The organism is Caulobacter sp. Root1455, assembly GCF_001426905.1.
GTDB lineage: Bacteria > Pseudomonadota > Alphaproteobacteria > Caulobacterales > Caulobacteraceae > Caulobacter.
In genome coordinates, this window is sequence record NZ_LMFQ01000022.1 from 163860 (window position 1) to 179000 (window position 15141).

The following is a 15141-nucleotide window of genomic DNA, read 5'->3' on the forward strand; positions in this document are numbered from 1 at the left end:
GTTCGGTGACTAGGCCGCGGCCTGGGCGCCCATGTTGGTGCGGCCCCAGTTGGCGCGGCGGGCTTCGGGTTCGGACACCTGGACCCGGGCGGTCTTGCCCTGGGCGCGCATGTGCCGGGCCAGCATCTCGGCCACGCCGACGGCCTCGGGCTGGGCGGGGTAGGAGCCGATCAGCTCCAGCGTGTCGTTCCAGGTGACGTGCCAGACGCCGGAGACGGGGCGAACGAAATAGGTGTGTTCGGCGGCCATGGTACTCACTCCTTGGTGCTCACTCAGCGTCGGTCTTACGGCGTCTGCGTGACAGCTGTATCAATGCTGCACAGCAACATTGTGTTGCATTGCACACTGCAGGAGCCGAGCCAAGGGGATCTATGGTCACTCCGCGGGCAGGATTGCGGCGGCTGGCCGCGAAATCCCTTATCGCGCTTGGAATCGCTGGGGATTCGTCAGTGCTTCCAGGCGAACAGCGAGACCACGGCAAGGATCAGGCTGACATAGAAGCCCAGGCCCCACATCAGGTGCTCGCCCTCGTCGTCGCTGAAGCGGGAATCGAGGAGACGATCGCCGAGCGGCAAGGCCGCGCCGAACGAGACGACCAGACGACCGGTGGCGGTGAGGAGGCGAGTGATCATGATACGGACGCTGCGCCTCAAAAGGTTAACGAGGCGCTTAAGTTGTAGGTTGCGTTTCGCTCAACGATACTATGTCGCAGGTCCGGAAAACCTTCTCCCGGAGGGGAGAAGGAGGGGCCCGCGCCGCAGGCGTGGGAGGATGAGGGGTTACGCCCTCGACCGGCGTGCCGGCGCGCCGTCAGCCGTCCCTAACCCCTCACCCTCCCACCGCTACGCGGCGGGCCCCTCCCTCTCCCCTCCGGGAGAGGGTTACTTCACCACCACCCCGCCCTTCATCACCGCGCTGACATGCTCCAGCACCGCGATGTCGGCGATCGCGTCGCCGTCGACGGCGATCAGGTCGGCGTAGCGGCCCGGCGCCACGGCGCCGACGTCGGTCTTCTTCATCAACTCGGCGGCCACGGTGGTCGCCGACTGGATGGCCTGCATCGGGGTCATGCCGTACTTGACCATGTAGGGCAGCTGGCGGGCGTTCAGGCCATGGGGATAGACGCCGGCGTCGGTGCCGTAGGCGATCTTGACCCCGGCCTTGACCGCCTTGCGGAACCCCTCGCGCTGGGCCTCGGTGGTCTCGAAATTCTTGCGCAGGGTCTCGGCCGGCCAGGCGTGGGCCTTGCCGTAGGCGTCGATCCAGTCGCCGTCATAGATGTCGGCCACCAGGAACACGCCCTTGGCCTTCATCATGGCGATGGCCTCGTCGTCCATCAGCGAGCCGTGCTCGATCGAGCGCACCCCCGCCCGCATGGCCGACTTCATGCCCTCGGCCCCGTGGGCGTGGGCGGTGGCGTAGGTTCCGCGACGGGCGGCCTCCTCGACGGCGGCCCGCATCTCGTCCTCGGTCAGCTCCTGCTGGCCCGGCTCGGTGCCGACCGTCAGGACCGCGCCGGTGGCGATCAGCTTCAGGAAGTCGGCGTGGTGGGCCAGGATGTTGGCCGCCTTGCGCCGGGCGTCGGCGGCGTCGACGACCACGCCGGCCCGCATCTCGTCGGGGATCTTCACGTCGTCGGCGAGGCCGGTGATCTCGCCGCCGCCGCCGGGGATGGTGATGTAGGCGCCGGCCACCGACATGCGGGGGCCGGGCACCAGGCCGGCGTCGATGGCGTCGCGCAGGGCGACGTCGCCGAACGCCCGCCAGGTCCCGACGTCGCGCACGCTGGTGAAGCCGGCCTCCAGGGTCGCGCGGGCATGGGCGGCGCCGATATAGGCCTGGTAGGCGGCGGTGGTCAGCAGCGGCTCGGCGATGTTCTCGGTCTGCTCCTGGTCGACCAGGTGGGTGTGCATGTCGATCAGGCCGGGCAGCACCATGCGGGTCGACCAGTCGATGACCTTGCCGTCGGTCGGGGCGGTCTTCCACGGCGCGACCGAGACGATCCGCTCGCCGTCGATCTTGATCAGCTGGTCGGTCAGGACCTTGCCCTGCAGGGTGTCGACCAGCTTGCCGGCGTGGACGTAGAGGGGGGCGGCCCAAGACACCGTGGGGGCGGCGAGCGGCGCGAGCGCCAGGGCGGCGGCCATCAGGATCGTGCGTACGGTCATAAGCAATCTCTCTCTAACCGCTCATCCCGGCGAATGCCGGGACCCAGATGGAATGGCGGTGTGGCTGACGCCAAAAGCTCTGAGCCCTTCCAACCCGACACACCGCCATGGGATCTGGGTCCCGGCATTCGCCGGGATGAGCGGATCAAAAAATCATCCGTTGGTCACTTGGCCCCCCGCCCCCGCGTCAGCCAGTAGAACGGCGCGCCGACGGCCAGCAGGCCCACGCCCAGCAGCACCGCCTGGCCGCCGGCCCCCACCAGGGTCCAGACCGAATAGACGCCGGCCAGCAGGGCGATCACCGTCAGGGCCGCGGTCGGGGCGATGCGGCGGCTGGCCTGCAGCTTCAGCGCCGCCAGGGCGCAGGCCAGATAGGCGAACAGCGAGGCCGTGGTGGCCACCAGGGCGATGAAGGTGAACAGGTCGGCCATCGACTTGGCGTAGTTCATCAGCACCAGGACAGTGAGAAAGCCGGCCGACAGCAGGTGGGCGCGGACGGGCGCGCCGCGCGCCGACTCCTTGGCCAGGAAGGCCGGGAACACCCCGCCCTTGGCCATGGCGTAGGGCATCTCGCCCTGCAGCAGCACCCAGCCGTTCAGGGCCCCGAAGGCGCTGATCGCCGCGAACAGGGCCAGGATCTTGCCGGCGTTTCCGCCCCAGTAGAGGCCCACGAAGTCCGACAGCGGGGCGTTGGAGACCTTCAGGGTGTCGGTCGGCATCAAGAGGACCACCGCCGAGCAGACCAGCAGGTAGATCACGCCGGTGAACACCGTGCCCACCAGGGTGGCGCGGGGGATGGTGCGGACCGGATCGACCACCTTGCCGGCCGGCACGGTGGCCGACTCCAGCCCCAGCAGGGCCCACAGCGTCAGGGCCCCGGCGGCGGTGATCCCGCCCGGATGGATGTCGGCGGCGCGGAACGGCGTCAGGCTGGCCCCGTGGTCGCGGCCGATCACCCAGAAGGCCAGGCCGGCCACGGCGACCAGCGGCAGCAGCTTGAGCACGGTGGTCACCACCTGCACCCCGCCGGCCAGGCGGGCGCCGGCGATGTTGATCGCCACCATCAGCCAGACCGCGCCCAGGGTGACCAGCAGGTGCAGGCCCGGAACCTCGGCGATGGCCGGGAAGATCGCCGACAGATAGCTGACCGCCCCGGTGGCGATGGCGGCGTTGCCGACCCAAAGCGAGATCCAGTAGCTCCAGGCCACCATGAACCCGACCAGCGGCCCGAAGGCTTCCTGGGTGTAGGCGTAGGGCCCGCCGGCCTTGGGGAATTCGCGCGCCAGGCCGGCGAACACAAAGGCCAGGCAGACGGCGCCGCCGATGGTCAGCAGCCAGCCGAACACCGCGTTCCAGCCGTAGGGGGCCAGGGACGCGGGCAGCATGAACACCCCCGAGCCGATCATGTTGCCGACCACCAGGGCCGTGCACATCCAGAAGCCCAATTCTCGCGAGGAGGGGGCGCGCGGGGCGGTGATCTTGGGGATGGGGACCTTCTGGGGGGTCGCTGTCATGCGGTTACGCTTTCACGGCGCGGGTCGCGCGTCCATCCATCGAAAGCCCTTCTCCCCTCGCGGGCAGGGGCGTCGCAGATGATCCAAAACGACTGTCATCCCGGACGAGCGCGCAGCGCGAAGATCCGGGACCGACGCGTGAACGCATGCGTTTCCGGCGGTCCCGGATCGGCGCCCGGCTTGCGCCGGGCTTGTCCGGGATGACAGCTTTTTTCACCGCAAATCCATATGCGAGCCCTTCCCCCATCAAGGGGGAAGGGAGCATCAGACCCTAGAACCGCTGCCCGAACTTGATGCCCATCAGCCGCGGCTGGTTGGGCACCACATAGGTGCGGCCGCCGCAGACCGTCTCGATGCACTCGGCGTAGCGATAGAGGCTGGCGCGCTTGTCGAAGGCGTTCTTGATATAGGCCTCCAGCGTCCAGGAATCGCGGGCGATCCCGGCCGTGAAGTCGGCGGTCGTGTAGCCGTTCTGGCGGCCGATGATCTCGCGCTCCTGGATCCGCAGGTCGGTCCAGCTGCCGCTCTGATAGACCGCCGAGCCCTGGACGTGGGCCTGCAGGTCGCCGATGTCCCACTCGTAGCGCGTGGTCAGGTTGAACTTCAGCTTGGGGGTGATCGGCAGCACCGAGCCGTCCGGCGCGTCCGGTCCGGTGGCGGCGCAGCCGTTGATCAGGTCCTCGCAGAAGTCCTCGGTCAGGTGGGCGCTGGTGTAGGCGCCCGAGGCGTTCAGGGTCCAGCCCTGGGCGATCGCCCAGTTGACGTCGGTCTCGACGCCCTTGACCTCGGCCGCGCCGGCGTTGCGGATCTCGGTCAGGCCGTTGGCCCCCAGCAGGCCGACCTGGAAGTCCTGCCACTTTTCCAGATAGACCGAGCCGTTCCAGCGCAGGCGGTTCTCGAGCCAGGTGGTCTTCCACCCCGCCTCGTAGTTCTTCAGGTAGTCGGACGTGTAGGGCGGGATCGTGCCGCGGCGGTTGATGCCGCCGGGCCGGAAGCCCTCGGAATAGGTGGCGTAGATCAGTTTGTCGGGCGTGACCTTGTAGGTCACGGTCACCTTGGGCGAGTTGCCGTCTTCCTTGATGCCCTTGTCGAGATTGGTGCACGGCGAGCCGGCGATCTCGGGCCCGGTGAAGCACTTGGCCTCGCCGGTGTTGCTGCTGTAGCCCGCGCCATAGCCGAAGAAGCCCTTCAGGGTGTTGTGCGCCTTGAAGAACCGGATGCCGCCGGTGATCGTCAGCTGGTCGGTGATGTCATAGGCCAGCTCGCCGAAGACGGCCTCGTCGCGGTCCACCCGCTTCTGCTTGGTCAGCCAGATGGTGTGCGGATAGCCCGGCACCGAGATCGACTCGCCGATGGCGTCGATCTTGTAGTCCTGGGTGATGCCGTGGGTCTGGCGCTGGTAGAACACGCCGGCCACGAAGCGCAGGCGGTTCTCCTGCGGGCTGGCGACGCGGATTTCGTGGCTGACCTTGGAATAGCGGTCGTTGCCGTTGATGTACTGGGCCGGATTGACCGGGTTGCCGGCGTCGTCGGTCCAGTAGGCGCCGTAGGTGGTCATGGTGTCGTAGAAGTACGAGTAGTCGGTGTAGTCGGAGTGGGAGTCGACCTCGCGCTTCAGGTACGAGCCGGCGTAGGTGACGTCGAGATTGGCGATCTGGCCCTCGACGGTCAGGGCCGCCTGGGCCCACTTGTCGTCGGAGTTCTCCGGATAGAAGTGGCCCACCTTCAGGTCGCCCAGCGACGGATCGTAGGAGAACAGGCCCCCGACCTTCTGCTGCTGGCCCATGATGGTCGGGGTGACCACCCAGTTCTCGCCCAGCTCGATGCGCAGGGCGGCCCGGCCGCCGTAGGTGTCGACGTCGTTGTAGTTCTCCTTGGCCCGCGCGGCGTTGTTGATCGTCACGCCCGAGGTGGGGAAGAACAGGCTGTTGGGCACGTTGTCGATATAGCCGCCGTCGTGCTCGGCCCAGCCGACCAGGCGCACGGCGATCGAGTCGCTGATCGGCTGGTTGACGAAGCCCTCGGCCACATAGCCCGCGTCGCCGTGGGCGATGGTGTTGGCCTCCAGGTCGTAGCCGGCGCTGAAGCCCGCGGTGCTGGGCTTGTTGGTGATGATCCGCACCGTGCCGGCCTGCGAGCTGGCGCCGTACAGCGTGCCCTGCGGCCCGGCCAGGGCCTCGACCCGGGCGATGTCGTAGATGTGCAGGTCCAGCGCGCCCTGGATCGTGGTGATCGGCTGCTCGTCCAGATAGGTGCCGACCGTGGGCAGCGGGCCCGAGTGGTTGGCGTTGTCGCCGCTGACGATGCCGCGCATGAACACGCTGGAGAAGCCCGGCGAGGTGGTCTGGATCGACACGCTGGGCAGGAACTTGATGTAGTCGTTCAGGCCGGTGATGTGGCGCTCTTCCAGGGTCTTGGTCCCCAGCGCCTGGATGCTGATCGGCACGTCCTGCAGGTTTTCCGAGCGCTTCTGAGCGGTGACCACCACCTCTTCCAGGGCCACCGATCCGCTCGGGGCGCCCTGGGGCGCGGTCTGGGCCTGGGCCGCCACGCCCGTAAGCATCGAGGTCGCCAGCAGGGCTGTGGTCCAAATCGCCGTCTTGGACGATCCGTGCGTGTTACGCTTGGTCAACGGCATTATCGCTCCCCCGAACAGGTTAGGTGAACGATGCTCTCCTTCGAATTTGGTCCCCGCAAGGATCAAAATTCAAACGAACGTCAATTCGGCCGACTGTTGCAGAAATGGCAGGGTGCGAAGCGGCTGATCAAAATTCAGGCGCGGCCGGATAACTGGAAAGCACCGGTCCCAAAGCGGTCTTCAGCGGCTCCAGCCACGATTCGTAGTTCTGCCAATGCTCGACCGCGTCCTTGAAGATGGGCCGGCGAACCTGCTCTGAGCTTGCGGTGCGCACGGCGCGGTCGTTTTCGTGGAAGTTCAGGCAGGCGTCCTCGAACGGCAGGCCGCAATACTCCAGCAGGGCGCGGATCTCGGCCTCCGGATCCTCGATCATCAATTCGTAGATCACCCGATGCACCCGGCCCGGCAGCACGGCGTCGAAATGGGCCATCAGCTCCACATAGTCGGCGTAGTAGCGGCCGATGTCCTCCAGGCCGTAGCTGAAGTTCTGGCCGCGGGCGAAGTGCTGCTTGAAGCCCGAGAAGCAGCAGCCCATCGGGTGGCGCCGCGCGTCGATGATCTTGGCGTTGGGCAGCATCAGGGCGATCAGGCCGATGTGGGCGAAGTTGTTGGGCATCTTGTCGATGAACAACGGCCGGTCGGTCTTGCGCTGCACCCGGGTGCGCGCGAGGAACTCCTCCCCCAGCGCCTTGAGATCCTCGGGACTTAGCGTGGCCAGGATCTCGGGATAGGCCGACTCGTCCTTGGCGGTCTTGGCCCCGCTCAGCCGGCGGGCCATCGCGGTGACGTCGGGCAGCTCCATCGTGCCCTCCACCGCCGAGTGGCTGGCCAGGATCTGCTCGACCAGGGTCGAACCGGCCCGCGGCAGGCCCAGGACGAAGATCGGATCGGGCGCCGGGCAGCCCTGGCCGGCCTTCGACGCGAACAGCCCCGCCGTCAGCGCCGCCTTGCTGCGGGCCACGTGCTTGGCCATCACCGCCGGGTCGTAGTGGATCTGGGCCCGCCGCAGCGCCGCGCCCTTGACGTAGTGGCCGAACGACTCGGCGTAGCGCCCGGCGTCCTCGTGGGCCTTGCCCAGGGCGTAGTCCAGGTGCAGGCGGTCGTCGTCGGACAGGTCCTCGCGCGCCAGCTGGCCTTCCATGTCCGCCAGGTCGGCGTCGCTGAAGCGGTAGGTCTTCATGTTGGCCAGGCTCCACCAGGCCTCGCCCAGCGACGGGGCCTGGTCGACGGCCTTGCGGTAGGCGGCCACGCAATCGGCCGAGCGGCCGACGGTCTTCAGGGCGTGGCCGTAGCTCATCCATCCCTTGGGCTGCTGCGGATAGCGGGCCAGCACGTCCTCGAAGATGGCGATCGACTGGGCGTATTCGCCGATCCGCGCCAGGGCGGCGGCCTTCAGATTGAGATAGGCCGGATTGCGCGGCGCCTCGGCCAGCAGCTGGTCCAGCTGGACCAGGGCCTCCTCCGAGCGTCCCAGCCGGTAGAGCACGGTGGCCAGGTTGTGGCGGGCGGCGGTGAAGCCGGGGGCGATCTCCAGGCAGCGGACCAGCAGGGTCTCGGCCTCCTCCTGGCGGCCCAGCCTCGCCGCGGCCTCGGCCAGCATGCGGATCGCCGCCGGCTCGTCGGGACGGGTCTCCAGCAGCCCGCGCAGGATCTTCTCGGCCTCGCCGGGCTTCTCCTCGACCAGGGCGACGGCGGCGGTCATCAGCACCGGGTCGCGGACCCCGCCCTTGATCTGCCGGGCCCGGGCGGCCTGGGCGCCGGCGTCGTCGCCGACCAGCTCCAGGGCCTCGGCCAGGCCGCGCCAGGCGTCGGCCAGGTCCGGCTCGGCGGCGAGCGCGCGCTTGAAGGCGGCGATCGCGGCCTGGGTCTGGCCGGCGGCGGCCAGGATCCGGCCGTGCTCCAGCTGGATCGGCGGCGACTGGGCGAAGGCCCGGGCCAGGGGATCGACCACCCGCAGGGCCTGCTGGAGGTCACCCGACAGCCGCAAGGCTGTCGCCAGAATGAGCACCGCCTCGGCGTGACGCGGCACGGCCTCCAGGATCGCCATCGCCTGCTCGGCGGCCAGACGCGGATCGACGGCCAGCAGGCGCTGGGCGTGGGCCAGGGCGGTGGCGACGCTGCCGGAGGGCTCGGTGGTCTGGGACTGCATGAGGAGGATGGGATGATGGGGCGGTGGGGTTGTCAATCAGCCGCGCCTTGCCCGCGAGCACTTGCCCCCTACGGGTCGCGTCGCGACCGTCTTCCCCCAAAGGGGGAAGAGGACGCCGGCGCGGGCGCGGGCGTCCTCCGCCCCCTATGGGGGCGGACAGACGGCGAAGCCGTCAGGTGGGGGCAAGTGGGTGAGCCACCGCCTCACATCCGATCCCTCAACGCATACCAGCTCAACCCCGCCACGGTCAGCGGCCACCGCAGCCACCGCCCGCCCGGGAACGGCGGCGTGGGAAGCCGGGTCAGCAGCTCGACCCCCTCCCCCTCGCCCAGCGCCGCGTCGGCCAGCAGCTTGCCGAACCAGGGCGCCAGCACCACCCCCTGGCCCGAATAGCCGGCGGCGATCCGCACGCCCGGGGCCAGTTCGCGGACGAACGGGGCGCGGTGGACGGTGATGCCCAGGGTCCCGCCCCAAGCGTGGCTCACCTTCACGTCGGCCAGGTCAGGATAGACCCGCAGCATGCGCCGCCGCACGAAGGCCTTAAGGTCCGGCGGGAAGCCCGGCCGGTAGTTCTCGCCGCCGCCGAAGATCAGCCGGCCGTCGGGGGACTTGCGGAAATAGTTGATCACGAACCGGCTGTCGGCGACGGCGGCGTTGGAGCGGATGATCTGGTCCGCCCGCTCGCCGAGCGGCTCGGTGGCCAGGATGAAGTTGTTGATCGGCATGACCCGCGCCCGGGCCGCGCCGCCGGCCAGGTCGTCCAGATAGCCGTCGCCGGTCAGGATCAGTTGGTCGCAGGTCACCTGGCCCCGCGGAGTTTCGACGACGATCGCGCCGCCCTCGCGCCGCCAGGCCGTGGCGCGGGTCCGCTCGTGGATCACCGCCCCCGCCGTCCTCGCCGCCCGGGCCATGCCCAGGGCCAGGTTCAGCGGATGCAGGTGGCCGCCGCCGTGGTCGATCAGGCCGCCGTGATAGACGTCCGTCCCCAGCTCGCGCGCCAGGGCGGCCTCGCCGATCGGAGCCAGCTGGTCGTAGCCGTAGCGGTCCCGCATGAAGTCGATATGGGCCGCGTCCTCGTCCTCGCCGCCCTCGCGGTGGCGGGCGTGGATCATGCCGGGCACGAAGTCGCAGGCGATGCCGTGCGCGGCGATCAGGCCCAGCAGGTGGGCCCGAGCGTCCTGGCTCATCGTCCACAGGCGCAGGGCGTCGTCGCGGCCCAGTCGCTTCTCCAGCCAGGCCTGGTCGTTGCGCTGGCCTGTATGGACCTGGCCGCCGTTGCGCCCCGACCCGCCGCTGCCGACCTGGGCGGCCTCCAGCACGACGACCGACACCCCGCGCCGGGCCAGCTCGAGCGCGGCGCCGAGGCCGGTGTAGCCGGCGCCGACCACGCAGACGTCGGCGCGGGCGTCCTGTTGGAGCTCGGGGAGCGTCGGGAAGGGCGTGGCGGTGGCGGCGTACCACGAGGTGGCGGGGTGGCCGGTGTTGGCGAACACCTACTTGCCCCCACCTGGCGGCTGCGCCGCCTGTCCGCCCCCATAGGGGGCGGAGGACACCCGTCCTCTTCCCCCTGTGGGGGAAGACGGCCGCGAAGCGGCCCGTAGGGGGCAAGTGTTCACCGCCCGAACCTCACACATTCAGCAACAAAAACTCCCGCTCCCACGGGCTGATCGTGCGCATGAAGGTCTCGTACTCGGCCTGTTTGACCGTGGCGTAGGCGTTGCAGAACGTCGCGCCCAGCAGGTCGACCAGCGGCTTGGCGGCCTCGAACAGGGCCACCGACTCCAGCAGGCTGCGGGGCAGTTCGATGCCGCGCACGCTGGCGTCGGTGTCCACGGGCGCGGTCGGCGACAGGTTCTGGGTCATGCCCAGATAGCCGGCCGCCAGGGTCGCGGCGATGGCCAGATAGGGATTGGCGTCCGACGAGGGGATGCGGTTCTCCAGACGCCGGTTGGCCGGGTCGGACGGCGGCACGCGCAGGCCGCAGGTGCGGTTGTCGTAGCCCCACTGGGTGTTGACCGGGGCGCCGCTGTCCCGGGCGATCCGGCGGTAGGAGTTCACGTACGGCGCCAGTATGGCCATGATCGCCGGCAGGTAGCGCTGCTGGCCGGCGATGAAGGCGTAGAACAGCGGGGTGGCGTCGCCGGACTTGGGATCCGAGAACAGGTTCTCGCCGTCCGCGCCCAGGATCGACTGGTGGATGTGCATGGCGCTGCCGGGCTCGGCGGCCATCGGCTTGGCCATGAAGGTGGCGTAGATCTCGTGCTCCAGCGCCACCTCGCGGATGGTGCGCTTGAACATGAACACCTGGTCGGCCAGCTCCAGCGGCGCGCCGTGCCGCAGGTTGATCTCCATCTGGGCCACGCCGCTCTCGTGGATCAGGGTGTCGATCTCCAGGCCCTGGCGTTCGGAGTACTCGTACATGTCCTCGAACAGGGCGTCGAACTCGTTGACCGCCGCGATCGAATAGCCCTGGCGGCCGGTTTCCGGCCTGCCGGAACGGCCGATCGGCGGCTTCAGCGGGTAGTCGGGGTCGGTGTTCTTGTCGACCAGGTAGAACTCGATCTCGGGCGCCACGATCGGCTCCCAGCCCTTCTCGCGATAGAGGGCCACCACCCGGCGCAGCACCTGGCGCGGGCTCTCCTCGACCGGCCGGCCGTCGGGGTGGAAGGCGTCGTGGATCACCTGGGCGGTCGGGTCCTGGGCCCAGGGCACCACGGCCAGGGTGGCCAGGTCCGGGGTCAGGAAGATGTCGGTGTCGGACTGCACCGCGTTGACCGCCCCCTCGAACTCGGGGAAGTCGCCGGTGATGGTCTGGTAGAACACCGCCAGCGGCAGGTTCATCGACGGCGCGCCCAGGAACTTGCGCACCGGCATGATCTTGCCCCGCGCCACGCCGGCCAGGTCGGGCACGACGCACTCGATCTCCTCGATGTTCTGCCGCGCGAACCAGTCCTTGGCCTCGTCGAGGGATGCGACCCCACGGGTCGTCTTGGGGGCGGGTTTGGATTTCTTTTCTTTGTACTTCATGACACCCGGGGGGTCTGAGGGAAGCGTTCGTCAGTCTATCCTTCTCCCCTTGCGGGAGAAGGTGGCGCGAAGCGCCGGATGAGGGGTCGCGCTGGCATTGGCCGCGCCCGGTCGGCCCACCGTCGCGGCGGCGCCGACTATCGACCCCTCATCCGACCTCGCGCCGCGAGGCCACCTTCTCCCGCAAGGGGAGAAGGGGTTGTCACATTATTGGTCGTCCGGAGGCGCAGGCACGACCGATGGGCGGACATCGACGCCTCGTTCATGGAGTTGGTCACGGCTAAGATTATCGGCCGCGCTGAACCCGACGACCTGGGCGCGGAGTTCGGCTTCCTGGCGCCTCAGACGCTCAAACTCTTCTTCGCTCATAGACACGGCCCTTTTTCATTCACCGACGACAGACAAAGCTCATTGGCTCAAACGAGCGACCGCACACTGGCTAATGCCATTGCGGGCTAATGAGTCAGCCAGCACTTTGCAGCTCCGCCCAAGCGTTTGGCAGGGCACCCGCGTTTTTGAGTATCCGCCTGATCGCGTCCTGAAACCCCATCATTATGTGACAAGCATTGTGATTATGGACAATTGCGGCATTGCTGAATTTATTGTTCTTATATTCGAAAAGAACAATATTTGGAAATTCTACAGCACGAAAGACATCGCTCTCCGAAATCAAAAACCCATGCTTGTAGGAATTTGATATGCCATTCAAAATGCTGAGGAAATTCGTTCTGTCCGGCTCCCGTCCAGCGACGTCGCCAAAAAGCACCGCGATCATGTCCGCGTTTCTAGCCCGCCCCGCCCCCTTCAGCGTGAGCGCCCTACCAATGGAATCGACTTCAATCGCCGATTTGTCTTCTGAAAAACTCAAACAATAAAGTTGAACAAGGAGGTCCACGCTTCTCCTCATAAAATATATCATGGATTCAAGATCATCACGCGAAACAATCTTTGAAACCTGACCATCTCGAACTTCTATTTTATGTCGCGCAATCGCAGCTCGAAAATGTTCCTCGGCACGCGCCGCATATCGAAGCAGCACCCCTCCAATAAGTAACCCATTTACCCGTCCTTCAACTGAAGGCAATTGGGGGAAGAATTTTATGTTCGAACTGAATTTCGCGAAGAAGTAATCGAACGTGGCCATAGGGCGACCTGCATCATAGTTGATCTCAACATGATCCAGGGCGTCCCAGGGTTGGCGTTCATCCTCCCTCACCCCACACCCTCCGCCTTAAGCGCCCGCAGCACCGGCTCGGCCTGGTCCAGCGACTTGCGGATGATCGCCGCCAGGTCGTCGATCTGGGCGTGGGTGATGATCAGCGGCGGGCAGCAGACGATGCTGTCGCGGATGGCTCTCACCATCAGGCCGTTCTGGATGCACAGGTCGCGCACGATCGGCCCGGCCTCGCCCTCCTTGTCGAGGAAGCGATGGTTGGTGCCCTTCTCGCGGACGATCTCGACCGCGCCGATCAGGCCCAGCGAGCGGGTCTCGCCGACCAGCGGGTGGTCGTTCAGCGTCGCCAGGGCCTTGGCCAGGTAGGGGCCGGTGTCGTCGCGGGTGCGCTCGACCAGACCTTCGCGCTCGATGATCTCGATGTTCTTCAGGGCCACGGCCGCCGCGGTCGGGTGGCCCGAATAGGTGAAGCCGTGGATGAAGTCGCCGCCCTTTTCCTTGAGCTCGGCGACGATGAAGTCGGCCACGCCCACGGCGCTGATCGGCAGGTAGCCGGACGACAGGCCCTTGGCCATGGCGATCATGTCGGGCTTGATCCCGTAGTGCTGGTGGCCGAACCACTGGCCCAGGCGCCCGAAGCCGCAGATCACCTCGTCGCAGACCAGCAGGATCCCGTACTTGCGGCACAGGGCCTCGACCGCCGGCCAGTAGCCGTCCGGCGGGATGATCACCCCGCCCGCCCCCTGCACCGGCTCGCCGATGAAGGCCGCGACGTTCTCGGGTCCGACCTCGAGGATCTTGTCCTCGATCGCCTTGACCGCGCGGTCGCGGAAGGCGGCGGGATCCTCGCCGAAGCCCTCGCCGAATGGGTAGGGCTGCATCACGTGCTCGACGCCGGCGATCGGCAGGTCGCCCTGGGCATGCATGTGCTTCATGCCGCCCAGCGAGACCCCGGCCACGGTCGAGCCGTGATAGGCGTTCCAGCGGCTGATGAAGACGGTGCGGCTGGGCTGGCCCTTCAGCTTCCAATAGTGGCGGGCCAGGCGGAAGACCGTGTCGTTGGCCTCCGAACCCGACGAATTGTAGAAGACGTGGGTCAGGTGGCCGCCCATCTTCTGGGCGATCTTGGCGGCCAGCTGGATCGGCGGCGGCGTCGCGGTCTTGAAGAAGGTGTTGTAGTACGGCAGCTCCAGCATCTGGTCGTAGGCCGCCTTGGCCAGCTCCTCGCGCCCGTAGCCGACGTTGACGCACCACAGCCCGGCCATGCCGTCCAGGATCTGATGGCCTTCCCCGTCGTGGATGTAGACGCCGTCGGCCCGGGTGATGATCCGGCTGCCGCCCAGTTCCTGCTGCAGCTTGTAGTCGGTCTGGGCCGGCAGGTGATGGGCCAGGTCCAGGCGCTTGAGCTCGGCGATGTCATGGTTGCGGATGGGGACGGTCATCGGGTGCTCTCCTGGACTTTTCTTGTTCTCTAAAATCCGCTCATCCCGGCGAATGCCGGGACCCAGATCCTATGGCGCTTGGGCTGATTGGAAGGGCGCGGCGTGCATGGGATCCACCTCAGCGCTTGGCCATCTGGGTCCCGGCATTCGCCGGGATGAGCGGACCGAGGGGTTCCCTCCGCAGCGCCCGCCCGAACACCTGGAAGAACGCCTGGCTCTGCGGATTGCGCTCAGTCTTCCATTCGGGATGCCACTGCACGGCCAGGACCGGCGCGCCGTTGACCCTGGCCGAAACCGCCTCGACCACGCCGTCGGGCGCGCGAGCCTCGACCAGCAGCCCCTCGCCCAGCCGGTCGACGCCCTGGTAGTGCACGGAATTGACGGTGGCCGCCTCGGCGTTGAAGGCCCGGGCCAGCACGCCGCCGGGGGTCAGGTCGATGCGGTGCTCGTGGTCGAACATGCCGTCGAAATCGACCTCGTCGGGGGCGTGGTGGGCGATCAGGTCGTCGGCGCCCCCTCCTTCTCCATGACCCATGTCGCGACGCAGGGTGCCGCCGAACGCGACATTGATCTCCTGGAAGCCCCGGCACACGCCGAACACCGGCCGGCCCAGGTCGAGCATGGCCTTGATCAGGTCGGCGGTCATGGTGTCGCGCGCCGCGTCGAACGGGCCCGGGGCGTCGTCGACGGCCTGGCCGTAGAGGGCGGGGTCCAGGTTGGACGGGCTGCCGGTCAGCATCAAGCCGTCCAGGCGGCCGGCGACCTCCGAAGCCTTCATCAGCTCAGGCATCGACGGGACCAGCAGGGCCGCGGCGTCGGCGTATTTCATCGCATTGGCGACATAGCGGTTCATCACCGCCTGCGCCGGCTCGATCCCGACGGTGCGGGTGCAGCAGATGATCCCGGCGACGGGTCTCATGTCCTGCCTCCATCTGACCGCGGTCCCTCCCCCTGTGGGGGAGGCGATCGCGTAGCGATCGGAGGGGGGAGTTGTCGGATCGAAGATCGTGGACCCGGCCGGCGGCCGAT

The 15141-nt window shown here is 67.7% G+C and carries 11 protein-coding genes; all 11 read right to left on the reverse strand.

What is annotated here, in order from left to right:
* Positions 1-9 precede the first annotated feature (9 nt).
* Positions 10-249 carry a hypothetical protein gene (locus ASD21_RS15280; protein WP_056442896.1) on the reverse strand — a complete coding sequence of 80 codons (240 nt, stop codon included), beginning with the start codon at positions 247-249 and terminating at the stop codon, positions 10-12.
* Between the two features lie 197 nt (positions 250-446).
* A complete protein-coding gene (locus tag ASD21_RS15285; RefSeq protein ID WP_056442899.1) occupies positions 447-632 on the reverse strand; it encodes a hypothetical protein in 186 nt (61 codons plus the stop codon).
* A gap of 249 nt (positions 633-881) precedes the next feature.
* Positions 882-2147: a Xaa-Pro dipeptidase gene (locus ASD21_RS15290; RefSeq protein ID WP_442856980.1), complete on the reverse strand. Its 1266-nt coding sequence runs from the start codon at positions 2145-2147 to the stop codon at positions 882-884.
* 185 nt (positions 2148-2332) lie between these two features.
* Positions 2333-3682: an amino acid permease gene (locus ASD21_RS15295; RefSeq protein WP_056442905.1), complete on the reverse strand. Its 1350-nt coding sequence runs from the start codon at positions 3680-3682 to the stop codon at positions 2333-2335.
* 271 nt (positions 3683-3953) lie between these two features.
* Positions 3954-6320: a TonB-dependent receptor gene (locus ASD21_RS15300; RefSeq protein ID WP_056442909.1), complete on the reverse strand. Its 2367-nt coding sequence runs from the start codon at positions 6318-6320 to the stop codon at positions 3954-3956.
* Positions 6321-6447: 127 nt separating this feature from the next.
* A complete protein-coding gene (locus tag ASD21_RS15305; protein ID WP_056442912.1) occupies positions 6448-8469 on the reverse strand; it encodes a tetratricopeptide repeat-containing sulfotransferase family protein in 2022 nt (673 codons plus the stop codon).
* A 203-nt stretch (positions 8470-8672) separates the two neighbouring features.
* On the reverse strand, positions 8673-9962 hold the full coding sequence (locus ASD21_RS15310; protein WP_056442915.1) for an NAD(P)/FAD-dependent oxidoreductase: 1290 nt from the start codon (positions 9960-9962) through the stop codon (positions 8673-8675).
* 133 nt (positions 9963-10095) lie between these two features.
* Positions 10096-11496 carry a glutamine synthetase family protein gene (locus ASD21_RS15315; protein ID WP_056442919.1) on the reverse strand — a complete coding sequence of 467 codons (1401 nt, stop codon included), beginning with the start codon at positions 11494-11496 and terminating at the stop codon, positions 10096-10098.
* A 463-nt stretch (positions 11497-11959) separates the two neighbouring features.
* Complete coding sequence (locus tag ASD21_RS24000; protein WP_156398393.1) at positions 11960-12712, reverse strand: hypothetical protein; 753 nt, start codon at positions 12710-12712, stop codon at positions 11960-11962.
* Positions 12709-14112, reverse strand: coding sequence for an aspartate aminotransferase family protein (locus ASD21_RS15325; protein WP_056442925.1), 1404 nt, complete (start codon positions 14110-14112; stop codon positions 12709-12711). Before ASD21_RS15325 ends, ASD21_RS24000 begins: the two co-directional genes overlap by 4 nt.
* Positions 14113-14230: 118 nt before the next feature.
* Complete coding sequence (locus ASD21_RS15330) at positions 14231-15031, reverse strand: gamma-glutamyl-gamma-aminobutyrate hydrolase family protein (protein WP_056442928.1); 801 nt, start codon at positions 15029-15031, stop codon at positions 14231-14233.
* Between the last annotated feature and the right edge of the window lie 110 nt (positions 15032-15141).

Coding starts and splice junctions, on each gene's coding strand:
- ASD21_RS15290 (WP_442856980.1), bottom strand. CDS start 2,147: ATGGCCGCCGCCCTGGCGCTCGCGCCGCTCGCCGCCCCCACGGTGTCT.
- ASD21_RS15295 (WP_056442905.1), bottom strand. CDS start 3,682: ATGACAGCGACCCCCCAGAAGGTCCCCATCCCCAAGATCACCGCCCCG.
- ASD21_RS15325 (WP_056442925.1), bottom strand. CDS start 14,112: ATGACCGTCCCCATCCGCAACCATGACATCGCCGAGCTCAAGCGCCTG.
- ASD21_RS15285 (WP_056442899.1), bottom strand. CDS start 632: ATGATCACTCGCCTCCTCACCGCCACCGGTCGTCTGGTCGTCTCGTTC.
- ASD21_RS15280 (WP_056442896.1), bottom strand. CDS start 249: ATGGCCGCCGAACACACCTATTTCGTTCGCCCCGTCTCCGGCGTCTGG.
- ASD21_RS15300 (WP_056442909.1), bottom strand. CDS start 6,320: ATGCCGTTGACCAAGCGTAACACGCACGGATCGTCCAAGACGGCGATT.
- ASD21_RS15330 (WP_056442928.1), bottom strand. CDS start 15,031: ATGAGACCCGTCGCCGGGATCATCTGCTGCACCCGCACCGTCGGGATC.
- ASD21_RS15315 (WP_056442919.1), bottom strand. CDS start 11,496: ATGAAGTACAAAGAAAAGAAATCCAAACCCGCCCCCAAGACGACCCGT.
- ASD21_RS15305 (WP_056442912.1), bottom strand. CDS start 8,469: ATGCAGTCCCAGACCACCGAGCCCTCCGGCAGCGTCGCCACCGCCCTG.